This window comes from Microcoleus sp. PH2017_05_CCC_O_A (genome assembly GCF_020738785.1).
In the GTDB taxonomy this organism is placed as follows: domain Bacteria; phylum Cyanobacteriota; class Cyanobacteriia; order Cyanobacteriales; family Microcoleaceae; genus Microcoleus.
Genome location: NZ_JAEQCB010000075.1, coordinates 22,535 through 38,252, shown reverse-complemented (window position 1 = coordinate 38,252; position 15,718 = coordinate 22,535). Strand labels below are relative to the sequence as shown.

At 44.9% G+C, this 15,718-nt stretch carries 13 protein-coding genes and 1 CRISPR repeat array (1 of these 14 only partly in view); of the genes, 11 read left to right on the top strand and 2 right to left on the bottom strand.

The features are described from left to right. The 4 genes from JGK20_RS18545 to JGK20_RS18530 all read left to right on the top strand — a co-directional run. On the top strand, window positions 1-1,804 hold a 1,804-nt coding region (locus JGK20_RS18545), incomplete at its 5' end, for a CHAT domain-containing protein (protein WP_293231686.1). Between the two features lie 674 nt (window positions 1,805-2,478). Further along, window positions 2,479-3,801 carry a 3-isopropylmalate dehydratase large subunit gene (locus tag JGK20_RS18540; RefSeq protein WP_293203568.1) on the top strand — a complete coding sequence of 441 codons (1,323 nt, stop codon included), beginning with the start codon at window positions 2,479-2,481 and terminating at the stop codon, window positions 3,799-3,801. Window positions 3,802-4,289: 488 nt separating this feature from the next. Next, complete coding sequence (aqpZ, locus tag JGK20_RS18535; RefSeq protein WP_293195630.1) at window positions 4,290-4,988, top strand: aquaporin Z; 699 nt, start codon at window positions 4,290-4,292, stop codon at window positions 4,986-4,988. 127 nt (window positions 4,989-5,115) lie between these two features. Then, window positions 5,116-5,604 (top strand): gluconokinase, encoded by a 489-nt coding sequence (locus JGK20_RS18530; RefSeq protein ID WP_293195627.1) that lies wholly within the window; start codon window positions 5,116-5,118, stop codon window positions 5,602-5,604. A gap of 90 nt (window positions 5,605-5,694) precedes the next feature. Here the strand turns inward: JGK20_RS18530 and JGK20_RS18525 are convergent, their stop codons facing one another. After that, the gene (locus tag JGK20_RS18525; protein ID WP_293231684.1) at window positions 5,695-6,675 is read right to left on the bottom strand and encodes a carbohydrate kinase; all 981 of its coding nucleotides are present in this window, start codon (window positions 6,673-6,675) and stop codon (window positions 5,695-5,697) included. A 415-nt stretch (window positions 6,676-7,090) separates the two neighbouring features. Here JGK20_RS18525 and JGK20_RS18520 point away from each other — a divergent pair, with 415 nt between their 5' ends. From JGK20_RS18520 to JGK20_RS18490, 7 genes are all read left to right on the top strand, one after another. Continuing rightward, on the top strand, window positions 7,091-7,366 hold the full coding sequence (locus JGK20_RS18520) for a helix-turn-helix transcriptional regulator (RefSeq protein WP_293149481.1): 276 nt from the start codon (window positions 7,091-7,093) through the stop codon (window positions 7,364-7,366). 34 nt (window positions 7,367-7,400) lie between these two features. Beyond that, window positions 7,401-7,682, top strand: a complete 282-nt coding sequence (locus JGK20_RS18515; protein WP_293174972.1) for a hypothetical protein — start codon at window positions 7,401-7,403, stop codon at window positions 7,680-7,682. 183 nt (window positions 7,683-7,865) lie between these two features. Then, the gene (gene hisS, locus JGK20_RS18510; RefSeq protein WP_293231682.1) at window positions 7,866-9,140 is read left to right on the top strand and encodes a histidine--tRNA ligase; all 1,275 of its coding nucleotides are present in this window, start codon (window positions 7,866-7,868) and stop codon (window positions 9,138-9,140) included. Between the two features lie 144 nt (window positions 9,141-9,284). After that, on the top strand, window positions 9,285-9,968 hold the full coding sequence (locus tag JGK20_RS18505) for a Uma2 family endonuclease (RefSeq protein WP_293231680.1): 684 nt from the start codon (window positions 9,285-9,287) through the stop codon (window positions 9,966-9,968). A 96-nt stretch (window positions 9,969-10,064) separates the two neighbouring features. Beyond that, window positions 10,065-11,207 (top strand): DNA cytosine methyltransferase, encoded by a 1,143-nt coding sequence (locus JGK20_RS18500; protein ID WP_293208290.1) that lies wholly within the window; start codon window positions 10,065-10,067, stop codon window positions 11,205-11,207. A gap of 17 nt (window positions 11,208-11,224) precedes the next feature. Further along, window positions 11,225-12,913, top strand: a complete 1,689-nt coding sequence (locus tag JGK20_RS18495) for an AAA family ATPase (RefSeq protein ID WP_293208288.1) — start codon at window positions 11,225-11,227, stop codon at window positions 12,911-12,913. A gap of 2 nt (window positions 12,914-12,915) precedes the next feature. Next, a complete protein-coding gene (locus JGK20_RS18490) occupies window positions 12,916-13,515 on the top strand; it encodes a hypothetical protein (RefSeq protein ID WP_293208286.1) in 600 nt (199 codons plus the stop codon). A 419-nt stretch (window positions 13,516-13,934) separates the two neighbouring features. Here the strand turns inward: JGK20_RS18490 and aroF are convergent, their stop codons facing one another. Continuing rightward, window positions 13,935-14,996 carry a 3-deoxy-7-phosphoheptulonate synthase gene (aroF, locus tag JGK20_RS18485; RefSeq protein ID WP_293174394.1) on the bottom strand — a complete coding sequence of 354 codons (1,062 nt, stop codon included), beginning with the start codon at window positions 14,994-14,996 and terminating at the stop codon, window positions 13,935-13,937. 362 nt (window positions 14,997-15,358) lie between these two features. Next, a CRISPR array of direct repeats spans window positions 15,359-15,718; the repeat unit is 36 nt; unit sequence GTTTCAATCCCCTTGCGGGGAAAAGTGAATTGCGAC; it runs 966 nt beyond the window's last position.

Here is a 15,718-nt window from a genome sequence, read left to right as displayed (position 1 = left end):
TCCAGCGCCGAACTCGAATTTGTCGCTCGCACCAATTAATCAAAATCCAGCGCCGAACTCGAATTTGTCGCTCGCACCAATTAATCAAAATCCAGCGCCAAACTCGAATTTGCCGATCGCACCAATTAATCAAAATCCAGCGCCAAACTCAAATTTGCCGATCGCACCAATTACTCAAAATCCAGCACCGAACTCGAATTTGCCGATCGCACCAATTACTCAAAATCCAGCACCGAACTCGAATTTGCCGATCGCACCAATTAATCAAAATCCAGCATCGAACTCGAATTTGTCGCTCGCACCAACAATTAATCAAATTCTTCCTGCTCCCGCACCAATCAATCTCGCACCGATACCGACACCGGAACTCGCTCCGGCGCCCTCCAGCAACGGGCTTCCCAGCACAAATCCTTTATTTTCTGCCAGCTTGCAACAGCAAAACCAGATATCTAGTTCATTGCAACAGCCTAATTCACGTCGCGCGTCCCCGAATATTATTGACGTTTCCAACTTGCCAGTTAACCCCAGCGCCATTATTTTTCCGGTAGAAAACAGATTTACCAGGGACTTTGTCGATTACCTGAATTTGCCACCAACCAATAAACGCATCACCCTGGAAGAGTCTCAAAAAATTCTTCGCAGCGTCGCAGAAGGGACAGGTATGAAACCAGCTCTCGTATATATGAGCTTTGTACCCAATGGTTCTACATTCGATCGACCTTACAACAGTTCGCCGCTGTTGCGCGTAGAACAGCAAATTAAAAGCTCTGACGAACTCGAAGTAATGGTAATCGCCCCCGATAGCGCGCCCTTTCGCGTGCGGATCGCTGGAACCTCTCGCGCCGAGGTAATGGAAACTATTCGGAAATTTCGCAACGAACTGACTAATCCGGTAAAGCGCAATACTAAAACTTATTTACCCTTCGCTCAGCAGCTTTACCAGTGGATGATAGCGCCGATCGAGGCAGAGTTACAAGCCAAAGGTATTCAGAATTTATCTTTTATTGCGGATATGGGGTTGCGATCGATACCGATGGCGGCGCTACATGACGGGAAAGGCTTTCTGATAGAGCGTTACAGCGTCGGCTCAATGCCGAGTCTGAGTTTGACAGATACCAGCACCACTAAGTTGCCAAATACGCAAGTTCTGGCAATGGGGGCATCACAATTTCCCAATATGAGTCCTTTACCTGCGGTGGAAATAGAAGTTTCGACAATTATCCCGCAGGAGTCGCCCGGTAAGTCTTTCTTGAACCAAGCTTTCACTCTGGCAAATTTGAAATCGCAGCGCCAGCAGTACCCTTTTGGGAGAATTCACTTGGCTACTCACGCCGAATTTCGATCGGGAAACCCCAGCGAATCCTTTATTCAGTTGTGGGATACTAAATTGCGTTTGAATCAGTTGCGGGACATGGGATGGGGCAGTCCACAGGTGGATATGTTGGTTTTAAGTGCTTGCAGGACTGCTGTGGGCGATCGAGAATCCGAGTTGGGCTTTGGCGGGTTAGCCGTGCAAGCAGGGGTTAAATCGGCTCTAGCGACTCTCTGGTATGTCAGCGACGAGGGCAGTTTGGGATTGATGGCGGACTTTTACGGCCAGTTGAAAACTGCTCCGATGAAGGCTGAGGCCTTGCGGCAAGCGCAATTAGAAATGTTGCGCCAACAGGTGCGGATTGAAGGGGGAATATTGCGGACTTCTGTGGGTAATGTGCAGCTACCTCCGGAAATGACAAAGACAGGGACTCGGAATTTTTCTCATCCCTACTATTGGGCGGCTTTTAGAATGATTGGCAATCCTTGGTAATGAGATTTGTTGTATAGGTACGTAGTTGGGCTTGAGCCTCCTTTATCTATACGTCTAAAGAGCAATAATGATTAGCAATCAGATTTGTTGTATAGGTACGTAGTTGGGCCCCGGCCCTCTTTAATCTACACGTCTAAAGAGCAATAATGATTGGCAATCAGAGACGAATGTTAGATTAGCAGCTTGAACTGGCGGTGCTAACAGGATGAGCAGAGTGCCGATCGCAATTCCCGCAGCGGATGTTTTGGGCGATCGGGTGGTTTTGGCGATCGGTATGAATTCCGGCAGGCGATCGGCGCTATGCTACACTTTGAAATGTTGAACTTTTTCGCAATTCATCGTAATTTCTCCTGGCGACCTGTACGCAAAATATTACAAAGTTTTGGTCGTACCCAAACTGAATATTTAAATTAGGTCGATGTCCAATATAATTTACCTTTTAATAATTAACTCGAATTATTTAACAACACATAACATTACGCATAATTTCGTAAGGTGGGGATTGCTCGCCCTACAATTTGTATTAGATGCAATAGAAAACTGCGATCGAACTGGACGCTTCTCTCAAGTTGGAAGTACATCCGAGACATCTTCCTGCGTCAGTATCCTCGGTAACAGGGAATGTTTCGCTTACAATACACTTGTAGCATCTCACGAAAAAGAGCGATCGCACTATGGGAATGACCATCACCGAAAAAATCTTGGCCAAAGCATCGGGCCGCACCAAAGTCGAGCCCGGAGACAACATCTGGGTAGAAACAGACGTATTGATGACCCACGATGTCTGCGGGCCGGGCACCATTGGCGTATTCAAAAAGGAATTCGGCGATAATGCTAAAGTCTGGAATCCCGACAAAATCGTCTTAATTCCCGACCACTACATTTTCACTAACGATGAACGCGCTAACCGCAACGTCGATATTCTCCGCGATTTTGCCGCAGAACAAGGGATAAAATACTTTTACGACATCACGGATCGATCGAACTTCAAAGCTAACCCCGATTATAAAGGAGTTTGCCACATCGCCCTCGCCCAAGAAGGCCACACGCGCCCGGGCGAAGTGCTTTTCGGTACAGATTCCCACACTTGCAATGCCGGTGCTTTCGGACAATTTGCCACCGGTATCGGCAATACCGACGCGGCTTTTATCATGGGAACCGGCAAATTGCTGATTAAAGTGCCGGCGACGATGCGGTTTGTGCTCAACGGCGAATTGCCAGATTATTTGTTAGCAAAAGATTTGATTTTACAAATTATAGGCGATATCAGCGTTGCCGGTGCTAACTATCGATCGATGGAATTTGCGGGCGATACAGTGGAACGTTTGACGATGGAAGAACGGATGACGCTGTGCAATATGGTGATTGAAGCTGGTGGCAAAAATGGCACGGTGGCTGCGGACAAAACCACGTTTGATTACGTTAATCCTCGCACTAATGTGCCGTTTGAGGCATTTTACAGCGATGAGGGCGCTCAGTTTTATAGCGATCGCACCTACGATGTCAGCAAATTAGAACCAGTCGTCGCCAAACCGCACTCCCCCGACAACCGCGACTTGGCCCGCAATTGCAGCGATGTCAAGATCGATCGAGTTTACATCGGTTCCTGCACGGGCGGCAAAACCTCCGACTTTTTGAGTGCCGCCCGCATTCTCAAAGGAAATCAAGTCAAAGTTCCGACGTATTTAGTACCGGCAACTCAGAAAGTTTACGAAGATTTATTTGTCACCAAATACGACGGTCAAACGCTTTCGGAAATCTTCTTAGCAGCCGGCTGCATCGAACCAGCCGCACCTTCTTGCGCCGCTTGTTTGGGCGGGCCAAAAGATACTTTCGGGCGGATGAACGAACCGGAAATTTGCGTGTCTACAACTAACCGCAACTTCCCCGGCCGGATGGGGAACAAAGAAGCACAAGTTTATCTAGCTTCGCCTTACACGGCGGCGGCTTCGGCGCTGACTGGACACGTCACAGATCCGCGCGAATTCCTGCGTTAGAAAGTAGTTTGTGTGTGGTGTGCCACAACCCCAGAAGGTGCTTGTGGTATACCCTACGGGATGAATTTAAGCCTGTTGGCGCGGATGTTTTAGCTGTAAGTGCGATCGGCTTGCACAGCAACAATCAGTAAAATCGCGATCGCAAACTTAGGCAATAACCCAAGTAAATTATTCTGAATTGAATAACTACTAGATGCACAATTTATACAAAAAATCTAAGTGTTGACAATTAAATCGCACAATTGATACAAAAAATCAGCTAAGTGTTGACATTCTTTGCATAAGGTAGTAAATTTGAGCAGACTTTATTGATTTCAAATTCCGCAATCTCAGTTAAATCTATACAATTTCTAGAAATTAGAGTTAGACATTGCTAAAGGTTTCTATTAGTATGATTGCGCTGGTGGAAACAATTTGTAACTCTAACTTTTAGACTTGCAGGTTAGTCAGGGTGCATAATTAACCCTAAAACTTTAGAGAGTGTGAGCATGAACAAAAAGATAAAAATTGGAGTTGCTGAAGCTTTAGGCACTTTTGTGCTGGTATTAGGTGGATGCGGCAGTGCAGTTTTAGCTGGAGACAAAATCGGCTTTTTGGGAGTGTCGATCGCCTTTGGCTTGTCCCTCTTAGTCATGGCTTATACGATCGGGCCTATCTCTGGATGCCACATCAATCCAGCGGTAAGCATCGGCTTAGTAGTTGCTAAACTGATCGATGCTGTTTTGCTTCCTTATTATATAGGAGGTCAGATTGTCGGCGGAATTTTAGGCGGTCTTGTTTTGTATCTGATAGCATCAGGAAAACCTGGTTTTGATGCGGCGGCTTCGGGATTTGCGTCTAACGGTTTTGGAGAACATTCTCCCACGGGTTACGGACTTTTGGCAGCAGCTTTGACGGAAATTGTACTGACGGCTTTTCTATTATTTACCATCATGGGTACTACCCATCCCAAATATCCTGTCGGTTTGGGCGGAATTCCGATCGGCTTGATGTTGGTGTTGATTCACTTAGTCGGAATTCCCATCACCAATACTTCCGTCAACCCGGCTAGAAGTATTGGTGTGGCACTCTTTCAAGGAACATGGGCAATCCAACAGTTGTGGGCGTTTATTGTATTCCCGGTGATTGGTGGAATTATCGGTGTTTTGGCTTATAATTTCATTAGACCGACTATGGAAGAAATTTGATCTAGAATTAGAAATAGACTGGGTTTCTTGAAGTTTTTCTGGTGCAGGAGCGATCGGAAAACTTGAGAAACTCGGTTTGTCGATCGCACAACTCGATCGAATCCTAAGTATTCGGTAAAGGGGCGCGATGATTATTATGGTGATGGGAGTCTCCGGTTCGGGGAAAACTACTGTTGGCAAGTTGCTAGCGGAATCTCTCAATTGGGATTTTAGCGATGCCGACGATTTTCACCCGCCAGGAAACATAGAAAAAATGAGTCGGGGCATTCCTTTAGAAGATGCCGATCGCCTGCCTTGGCTGTTGCACTTGCAAGGTACAATAGACAGGTGGCTGTTGGAAAATAAAAATGTCGTGTTAGCTTGTTCTGGCCTCAAAGCATCTTACCGCGAAATGCTGTTTCGAGACAAGCAGCGAATGAAAATAGTTTATCTCAAAGGTGATTTTGAGCTATTCGCAGCCCGGTTAAAAACTCGCGAAAATCACTACATGAAAGCAGACTTGCTGTCAAGTCAGTTCGCTACTCTCGAAGAACCTGAAAATGCAATTATTATAGATGCTTCGCAGCCGTTAGAGGTAATTGTCCGCCAAATTATAAATTATTTGATGTGCGGTTAATCTCAAAATAAAACAGGTTCGTAGTGAGGACTTTAGTCCTTCTTTCGGAGGACTAAAGTCCTCACTACGAACCTATAGAGGTTTGGTGTGCTAATTTTTGTTGTACAAATACAAGAAAGCTTCTACTTCAGCCGCAGTTGGTTGCGCTGCAATTGCCCCATGCTTCATCGCTGTCATCGCACCCACGGCACTGGCATAGGTTACAATGTTTTGGGCAATTTCTGGATCTGCTAAATTCTTAATTCCATACTTGCACAACTGCCGCACAAAACCAGCAACAAACCCGTCGCCGGCACCTGTTGTATCCTCAACATCTACTGCAAAAGCGGGGATTTTTCCTTCATTTTGCGAGAGACAATAGCCGCAACCTTTATCGCCCGCCGTCACCAAAACGCCTTCGACAGAATCGAGACGGTAGGTAATAGCTCCAGCGTCGCTAGTTCCAAACAACCATTCGGCTTCGTCGTCAGATAACTTAAGAAAATCTACTTTTTTTAATAGTTGTATGATGGGTGCTTTTGCTTCGTCTGGATTTGGCCAAAACACCGGACGCCAATTGATGTCAAGTATAATTTTAACGTCGTAACGTTCTGCTAGTTCGATCGCTCTGGCGATCGCCTCTCGACTTTCAGGGTAAGCTAATTCTAAAGTGCCGAGCACTAAAAACTCCGCATTTTCAAACAGCGCCTCGGGTATTTGGGCAGCCTGGAAGCGGGTGTCGGCAAAATCCGCAGTATCCATTTTACCAAAACCGGCAAAAGATCGATCGCCCGCTTCATTCCGCAAGACATAAACTTGCCGCGTCGGCGCAGTCGGATGGCGTTGCACTCCAGCGATATCAACCCCTGATTCTTGCAATACCTGCACCAGAGACTCCCCCAATTCATCCCCACCTACAGCACCGATAAATCCCACCGCCGTCCCCAATTTAGCTAAAGCACAGGCAACATTAGCAGGAGCACCGCCAGCATATGCCGTCCAAGATTCTACCTCTTCTAGAGATACTCCTGGTTTGTCTGCTAAACAATCAAATAAAATTTCACCCAGACACAAAACGCGAGGATAAGTCATATTGATTTTAGATTTTAGATTTTAGATTTTAGATTTTAGACTAGCACCAGACTGGTCAATAATTATCTCTACCTAGATTCCCAGTAGGGAAAATTGCCAGCTATTTTGTAATAGCTGCTCCTATAATATCAGACTTACTGATAGTGGCAGTTACCCGCTCAACGCACAAGTACAGCGCGGGCGTATCAGTAGTTTGACGTGCCAACATCTGCGGTTTTTTGGGCGCGGATTTCCAGTGCGCGCAGGTAAATCTAGCATCCGCTACCCCACGTGCAAGGCTGGGTTTACACATCTTGCTGCGATTCTGCAAGCGAGTTGGTGATCCGTGCCAGAGCCAATTTAATTTTCTCTTCATACTAGATCCCTCATCCTCTAGAATTGTATATAGGTAAATATGCACACATAGGAAAAATTTATGAACGGGAGCGTCTCTGGCACCCCTGTCACCCTGTCGGACAGAGAATTGCAAGTGGTAGAGTTAGTAGCGGCGGGATTGACCAATGAGAAAATTGCTGAGAAGTTAGAGATTAGCAAGCGTACTGTTGACAACCACATTAGCAATATCTTGAACAAGACGCCCGCTGACAATCGAGTTTCGCTGGTGCGCTGGGCTTTGCAGTGGGGGAAGGTATGTATGGAGAATATTAACTGCTGCCCTCTACCGGGGCCGATCGATAAAGAAGTATCTTAAATAGGGGTTATGGTTGGGGACAGGCAAAGAAATGATGCAAACGGCACAAGAAAAACAACTCCGCTATCAAATTCAATGCCCGGGATTGCCGCTGGCGGTGTATCGCGAAGTGGCAGCCCATTTGCGTCAAGTTGAAGGGGTGGAAACCGGTTTGATTCCGCAGCAGTCGCAGCGGTTTGATTACAGCGACAGCCAAGTTGGGGGTTTGTGGATACAGTATCCTGATGGGTTCGATTTGGCCTGCCGCGAGCGGGTCGATCGCATTTTGGCTTATTATGGCGATCGCTACGGAGCTTGGGAATTATTAAGTCAATAGTTATTAGTTATTTGTTATTGGTTATTTGTTATTGGTTGTTTGTCATTCAAGCCAAACAGCAATAAATACGAAGTCACAAATAAAAATCACGAGCTCAAAAATGACGAGTAACAAATAACAAATAACAACCAACAACCAACAACCAACAACTGACAACTGACAACTGACAACTGACTAACATTCATGAGTACAATTAAAACTTTACCGGGAACGCGGGATATTTTGCCCGCTGAAATTCAATATTGGCAAAATATAGAAGAAGTCGCTAGAAATATCTTAAAAAAAGCGGCTTATCGAGAAATTCGGACGCCAATTTTTGAACAAACATCTTTATTTGAACGCGGCATCGGCGAAGCTACCGATGTTGTGGGCAAAGAAATGTACACTTTTAAAGATAAGGGCGATCGATCGACTACTTTGCGCCCAGAAGGCACCGCCGGAGTAGTGCGAGCTTTTATTGAAAACAGTTTGTACGCGGCTGGTGACGTGCAGCGTCTGTGGTATACTGGGCCGATGTTTCGCTACGAACGCACCCAAGCAGGCAGACAGCGACAGTTCACTCAAATTGGCGTGGAAGTATTGGGGAGTGCAGATCCCCGTGCAGATGTCGAGGTAATTGCGATCGCCTGTGATATCCTGCAAGCGATCGGCTTAAAAAATTTGCGCCTCGATATCAATTCTGTCGGAAATAAGCAAGACAGACAAAATTATCGGCAAGCGTTGATTGATTATTTTACACCGTACAAAGACGAATTAGATGCGGATTCCCAAGATCGCTTGACTCGCAATCCGCTGCGGATTTTGGACAGCAAAAATCAGCGCACTCAAGAAATTGTTGCTGGTGCGCCGAGCATTTTGGAATATTTGGGTGAGGAATCGCGAGATCACTTCGAGCAAGTGCAGCAAATGCTCACAAGTTTAGGAATTAGCTATCAGTTAAATCCAAGATTAGTGCGCGGTTTAGATTACTATACCTACACCGCTTTTGAAATTATCTCCGAGGATTTGGGAGCGCAAGCCACAGTTTGCGGGGGCGGCCGCTACGACGGTTTAGTCAAGGAATTGGGCGGCCCGGATACGGCGGCAGTCGGTTGGGCTATGGGTATGGAACGGTTGTTTCTCCTGCTGCAAAAGTTGCAACCTTTGCCCGTTCCGCAGTTGGATTTCTATTTGGTATCCCGGGGCGATAAAGCCGAACAGCAATCAATATTGTTGGCTCAAAAATTGCGGAGTGCTGGCTTTAGTGTAGAGATAGATTTGAGCGGCAGTGCTTTCGGGAAACAGTTTAAAAGAGCTGACAGAAGTGGTGCAGTTGCGTGTTTGGTTTTGGGGGATGCGGAAGCTGAAAGCGAGACTGTACAATTGAAGTGGTTGGCGAGTGGCGAACAAAGTGCGATCGGGCAATCTGAACTGCTAGCCATGACAGATGAGCTCAAACAGAAGATAAAAGCTGTGTAGGGCGATCGAATCGAAAAGTAAACTCTTAAGGTTCGTAGTAAGGACTTTAGTCCTCAATCTCTGAAGATAAGGACTAAAGTCCTTACTACGCTCACAATCACCTGGCCGCTACTACCAGAAGATTTCCAACTACCAGATGACCCCGTGGAAGATGAAAGCCAACCATTGTTAGCCGCAGCTTTACGCCAGCCACTAACAGAATTTCCCGAATTAATCCAGGATGCCTTAATAGTTTCCAACTTTGCCCTTTGTGCCGGCATAAGTTTCCCAGAAGCAGCCACCGACGAACAGCGAACTATTTGCAAAGCGCCCGACTGGATGTACATCAAACCCGTAAATCCCAAAAATGTCTCGCAAGTTCGCCGCAGTTACACGCCGCATACAGAAGGGACAATTCCTCAAATCGTGATGGAATTTCTCTCAGAAACCTACGGAGAAGAATACTCTGTAGAATTTACCTCACGGGTGGGAAAATGGTTTTTTTATGAGCAAGTAATCAAAGTACCGAGATACGTCATATTCCGAGCAAAAACAGCTCGTTTAGAAGTTTATGCTTTGGAATCAGAGCACTATAACTTACAAAAAACAGATGAAAACGGGCGTTATTGGATACCCGGATTAGACCTATTTTTAGGTATTTGGGAAGGAACCCACGAAGGGAGAACAGGCTGTTGGCTGAGGTGGTGGAATGCAGCAGGCGAGTTATTGTTGTGGTCGGAGGAACGAGCAGAACAAGAACGTCAGCGGGCCGATCGCGAAAGTGTCCGCGCCCAAAGACTAGCAGAAAAATTGCGTCAAGCTGGGATCGAGTTAGACGATGAAGAATGAAATTATCAAAATATAGTCGAATTCGACTATATTTTGGTATAATTACTATCTTGTGGTGCCGGCATTCAGCCAGCCCTTGTCCTACTGCGAACTAATATGTTAATCGAACGTCTCAAGCCGATCGCCTGGAAAACCAAACCGCAACTGATATCATTGTTTTCAGGTTGTGGCGGCATGGATTTGCCATTCCACAAAGCCGGATTTGAGGTGGTTTGGGCGATCGACTCCAACAAATACGCCTGCAAAACATTCAGCAGAAATATCGCCAATGTCATCGTCAACGACAGCATAGAAAATATAGACATTACCCAAGTTCCAGATGCAGACATATGTATAGGAGGATTTCCTTGTCAAGACTTTTCCATGATTTGGAAACGTCCAGGACTGGAAGGAACCAGAGGCAATTTATACACATACTTTCTAGATTTTGTTAATAAAAAACAGCCAAAAGCTTTTGTAGCAGAAAATGTCAAAGGCTTATTAAGCGCCAATAATTATCAAGCAATCAAACAAATAATTTCCGACTTTGAAAGTATCGCTCCCGGCTACTTGGTCAAACCAAAACTATACAATTTTGCGGATTACGGAGTCCCCCAATTTCGCCAAAGAGTATTATTAGTTGGCATTCGCATGGATACAGGATTTAACTTTGTACATCCTCAGCCAAAATACGGTGAAAATCGCAATTATCCTTATCGAACTGCCGGCCAAGCACTCAAAAATGTCGAAAAAGTCAAATATAATCAAGAACATCAGAAAATTCAGCCACGAACCATTGAAATTTTGAGTCGCATCAAACCGGGAGGGAATTTTACTGATATTCCCAAAGATAGTCCATACTATGTGAAAGGCATGATCAGCCACGTTTATCGGCGAATTCATCCAGATAAACCCTGTGCTACAATTATTGCTGGTGGTGGTGGCGGTACTTGGGGATATCATTATCCCGAACCCCGTTCATTGACAAATAGGGAAAGAGCCAGGTTGCAAAGTTTTCCCGATGATTTTGTTTTTGAAGGTTCTATTACTGAAGTAAGAAGACAAATTGGCAATGCAGTTCCGCCCGATGGCATAGTTGAAGTTGTGGAATCACTGATTCCCTTATTTCAAGAGGATTATCAGAAAATCGATTTATACAATTTAAATAAAAAATTGCAATTAATGTCAATTAAAGAACGATTAGAACACGCAGAATCAGAGGCTTCTCAACAGCAATTACAATTTACGATTAATGTTTAGTCAAGTGAGGTGACTTAATGTCCATACCTACCATAACTCCAGAAACACCCTATGTGGACATATCATTATCAAGAGTTGATAAACAGCAGCAATCAAATCTCAATACTTTTTTTGGCAAAGGGCGCGCGAATAAATCTGGTAAAGTTATCCCAAGAGATTGGTACGAAGTTGAACTTATTGTGGATTCAAAAACAATAAGCGATCCTATCTATCCAAAAGGTAATTTTCTCGCTCATACAGATGATGGTTTAACATTTGATTGCCAAACTCAAGGAGCAAATCACAAAAACTTTAGATCCAAAGATGATTTAAAAATTTTAGGACGTTGGATTAAAGGCAAGCTAGAAAAAAGTGGTGTCCTGAAACAATTTGAACCTGTTACAAGCCAGACACTTCAAGCCTATGGTAGAGACTATATCCGTCTGTATCAATTATCTGATTCTGAATACTACTTAGAATTTGATGGATCTATTCACCATAAGATGCTGAAAGAACTTCACCTAAAATGGGTGGGAACAGCTCCAGAATTCGATGTTGAATTCGGCGAAAGAATCAATTTGTTTACTGGAGACAATGGTCTTGGTAAAACTTTTTTGCTAGATATTGCTTGGTGGGGACTAACCGGAAACTGGGTTGATCGACCTGCTTGGCCTCAACAGGTAGAAGGGAAAACACCAGAAATTACTTCTGTGTTGAGCCATGAGAGAGATTCTGAGGAATATCGTAGCCTTTTTAGTTTTTCAAATGAGAAATGGCTGAATCTGCGAGTACCTCCCTTGTTAAGAAGCTTGATTATTTATGTCCGTGTTGATGGTGGATTTTCAGTTTTTGACCCGGTTCGTCAACAGTCCAGTATCTATAACTTTACTTCCGATCATCTTTGGAATGGCTTAAGAACCGATAATAAAGTTCTATGTAATGGTTTAATTCACGATTGGGTCAATTGGCAACGACAGCGAGAAGAGTCTACATTTGAAATATTCTCTTCTATGATTAGAAAACTTTCTTCTCATGAAGATGAATTGATGGAACCTGGGAAGCCCACACGGGTTTCTATAGAAGATACCCGTGATATTCCTACGCTAAATTTTCCTTATGGAAATGTGCCTATTATCTATGCATCAGCAGGAATAAAACGAATTTTAGGACTTGCTTACATACTAATGTGGACGTGGCATGAACATATCGAAGCAGCTAAGTTACGACAGAAAGAACCTATCGATCAAATAGTCTTTTTAATAGACGAGGTTGAAGCTCACTTACATCCAGCTTGGCAACGATCGATTCTTCCTGCGATATTAGAAGTAGTTAAAAGTCTTAAAAATGAAATGCAAGTTCAGTTAATAGCGACCACTCATTCTCCTCTTGTACTTGCCTCAATCGAGCCTGAATTTGATGAGGAACAAGATAAGTTATTTTTGTTTGAGTTACATGGTAAAGATGTAACTCTTAATCAAGTTCCTTGGACAAAACATGGGGATGCTGTGGGGTGGCTAACTTCCGATATTTTTGGATTAAAACAAGCGCGTTCTCGCGAAGCAGAAATAGCGATTGATGCAGCATATACCTTCATGCGAGGAGACAGCATGGAAACTTTTCCTGAATACCTGAGAACTAAAGAGCAAATTCATCAGGAACTCCTGCGAGTTTTACCAGAACACGATCGCTTCTGGCCTCGATGGATTGTCAGCACCGAGGTAGAGTAAAGATGATGCGATTTACTCCGCCACCGGAACCAACGAATTTTGAGGAACAGGTGCGAAAAGCAGGGAATCATTGGTTAGATAAAAATCCCGGTAAAGAACCAAAAGATTTTTGGTCTAGCTTCAAACCTCAATTAGCTAAAGAGTTCCACAATCTTTGTGGTTATTCGGTGATGCACATACCGAGTCGGATGGGTACTGTGGATCATTATTTGAGTAAAAGTAAACCAGAAAACCGCCATTTGATTTATGAATGGAAAAACTATCGCTATGCTTTGCAACGGGTAAATAGCTGCAAAGGAACTTACGATCGACAAATTCTCGATCCGTTTGAAGTAGAAGATAATTGGTTTGAGATTATCCTACCTTCTTGTCAGTTGGTTTTGACTGATGCGGTTCCTGCTGGCGATCGCGATCGAGCAGAATTTACTCTCAAAAAGTTACAGCTTCAGAATAGTGAATGGGTGATTGAACAACGTCAGGAGTGGTATCGGATGTATCGAGAAAATGAACTTAATTTAGAAGGATTAGAAAAGAAAGCACCTTTAATCGCTCGTGCTGTTAAAAAACAGGGTTCTTCCGTATTTATTGTGCTAAATTTTTAATAAAGAGTTCACGACCAAGTTTTGCAGGAATAAAACATGAAAAAGTTGATGAGAAACATATTAAATTTACCTGGCGTGATATTGCCTTTCTCAGTAACAGTGCGGTGATCGTCAGGCATGGGCATAGGGCATAGGACATAGGGGGTATAGAGCATACCTGACTTATTTGAGAAAGGCTATAGTAGAAGATTACAAACAGACAACATCAACATTAATTTTAGCAGTAAAATCACAAACAAAAACAGCAAACTGCGGACTGAAGTCCGCTCCATGAAAGCGGACTGAAGTCCGCACTACGAACTAATCTTACTGCGGGTAATTGATCCCACACGATATAACTCACTGAGTAGAGCGTAAATGCAAAAAACCATAGTACCTTGTAGATACTACGGTTTTTGATGACCTACTGATTGATCTTTCTACGCCAAAACTGGCACAGGTTGCGGCCAACGTTTCATGACTTTACCAATCACCGCCAATTCTTCCATCAACTTGTCGAACTGATCCGGTGTTAACGATTGCGGCCCGTCAGACAAGGCTTTTTTGGGATTCGGGTGCACTTCTATCATCAGCGAATCTGTACCCGAGGCGATCGACGCAAAGGCCATCGAAGGTACAAACTGCGCCCAACCGGTGCCGTGACTGGGGTCAACCATAACAGGTAAGTGAGTCAAGGTTCGCAGCACAGGAACCGCCGACAAATCCAGCGTATTCCGCGTATACTGCCTGTCATAGCCGCGAATTCCGCGCTCGCACAAAATCACGTTCGGATTGCCAGCAGCCATGATATACTCGGCAGCCATCAACCATTCTTCAATGGTGGCGGAAATGCCGCGCTTCAGCAAAATTGGTTTGTCTTGAGCTCCGACTTTCTTCAACAGCGAGAAATTCTGCATATTTCTCGCGCCGACTTGTACCACGTCAGCTACTTCTACGATCGCACTTAAGTCGGCCGCATCCATAACTTCGGTAATAATTCCCAAACCGCTAGCTTCCCGCGCCGCAGCTAGCAATCCCAAAGCACTCTCGCCGTGGCCTTGGAAAGCGTAGGGGGAAGTTCTCGGTTTGTAGGCTCCACCACGCAGAAATTGAGCGCCAGCAGCTTTGACGCGCATTGCCGTTTCGACAATCATTTCTTCGTTTTCGACCGAGCAAGGGCCTGCTACAACTGCGATCGGGTGATTTAAGCCAATCGTCACAGTTCCCAAAGGAGTAGCAACTTCTACGGCGCTGGGTTCACCTTGGCGGTATTCCAGAGAAGCGCGTTTGTAGGGTTTTTCCACCCGCAGCACTTCCTCAATCCAGGTGCTCATTTCCCGCAGTTGCATCGGTTCGAGCTCAACGGTGTCGCCGACTAAACCCATGACGGTTTTGTAACGCCCGACGATTTTTTCTGGTGTCAAACCCCAGCTAGTGCGGAGTTCTTCGTCTAGGCGATCGATCTCGGCTGCTGGAGTGCCGGCTTTCATTACAATAATCATATTTTTCTGTTGTGTTGCGCTAAGACACGCATTATGACACGGATGGAATCCGAAAATATAGATATAAGGGCGATCGACTGGTTTGTCGTAAGGACTTTTTTGGACTCAGCGCGAGAGACTCAGAAACCGGGTTTCTGCGTAAAATCTCGTGAAGATGCGTCAATTGCCATAGAAACCCGGTTTCTCGGACTCAGCGCGAGAGACTCAGAAACCGGGTTTCTGCGTAAAATCTCGTGAAAATACGTCAATTGCCATAGAAACCCGGTTTCTCGGACTCAGCGCAGGGACTCAGAAACCGGGTTTCTGCGTAAAATCTCGTGAAGATGCGTCAATTGCCATAGAAACCCGGTTTCTCGGACTCAGCGCGAGAGATTCAGCGGGGAAAAGTGAATTGCGACTTGAATAGGTTTTCTTCTGGTAGTTGGGAGCAAGAAACTTCTTGTTTCAAGTTTCAATCCCCTTGCGGGGAAAAGTGAATTGCGACTTGGCATCCTCCTAAAGATACTCGTTATATCCGAAGTTTCAATCCCCTTGCGGGGAAAAGTGAATTGCGACATAAATACCAGAGTCAATTAGCAGAGAGAAATAACGAATTAAGTTTCAATCCCCTTGCGGGGAAAAGTGAATTGCGACCGCGTAAAGCAACTGAAGGTAAGCTTTTCTTGATGATGTTTCAATCCCCTTGCGGGGAAAAGTGAATTGCGACAAGATTCCATCACAGA

What these genes read in the sequence shown, in the direction of transcription:
- JGK20_RS18540 (WP_293203568.1), top strand. Translation starts at nt 2,479, where the DNA reads ATGGGAATGACCATCACCGAAAAAATCTTGGCCAAAGCATCGGGCCGC.
- aqpZ (WP_293195630.1), top strand. Translation starts at nt 4,290, where the DNA reads ATGAACAAAAAGATAAAAATTGGAGTTGCTGAAGCTTTAGGCACTTTT.
- JGK20_RS18530 (WP_293195627.1), top strand. Translation starts at nt 5,116, where the DNA reads ATGATTATTATGGTGATGGGAGTCTCCGGTTCGGGGAAAACTACTGTT.
- JGK20_RS18525 (WP_293231684.1), bottom strand. Translation starts at nt 6,675, where the DNA reads ATGACTTATCCTCGCGTTTTGTGTCTGGGTGAAATTTTATTTGATTGT.
- JGK20_RS18520 (WP_293149481.1), top strand. Translation starts at nt 7,091, where the DNA reads ATGAACGGGAGCGTCTCTGGCACCCCTGTCACCCTGTCGGACAGAGAA.
- JGK20_RS18515 (WP_293174972.1), top strand. Translation starts at nt 7,401, where the DNA reads ATGCAAACGGCACAAGAAAAACAACTCCGCTATCAAATTCAATGCCCG.
- hisS (WP_293231682.1), top strand. Translation starts at nt 7,866, where the DNA reads ATGAGTACAATTAAAACTTTACCGGGAACGCGGGATATTTTGCCCGCT.
- JGK20_RS18500 (WP_293208290.1), top strand. Translation starts at nt 10,065, where the DNA reads ATGTTAATCGAACGTCTCAAGCCGATCGCCTGGAAAACCAAACCGCAA.
- JGK20_RS18495 (WP_293208288.1), top strand. Translation starts at nt 11,225, where the DNA reads ATGTCCATACCTACCATAACTCCAGAAACACCCTATGTGGACATATCA.
- JGK20_RS18490 (WP_293208286.1), top strand. Translation starts at nt 12,916, where the DNA reads ATGATGCGATTTACTCCGCCACCGGAACCAACGAATTTTGAGGAACAG.
- aroF (WP_293174394.1), bottom strand. Translation starts at nt 14,996, where the DNA reads ATGATTATTGTAATGAAAGCCGGCACTCCAGCAGCCGAGATCGATCGC.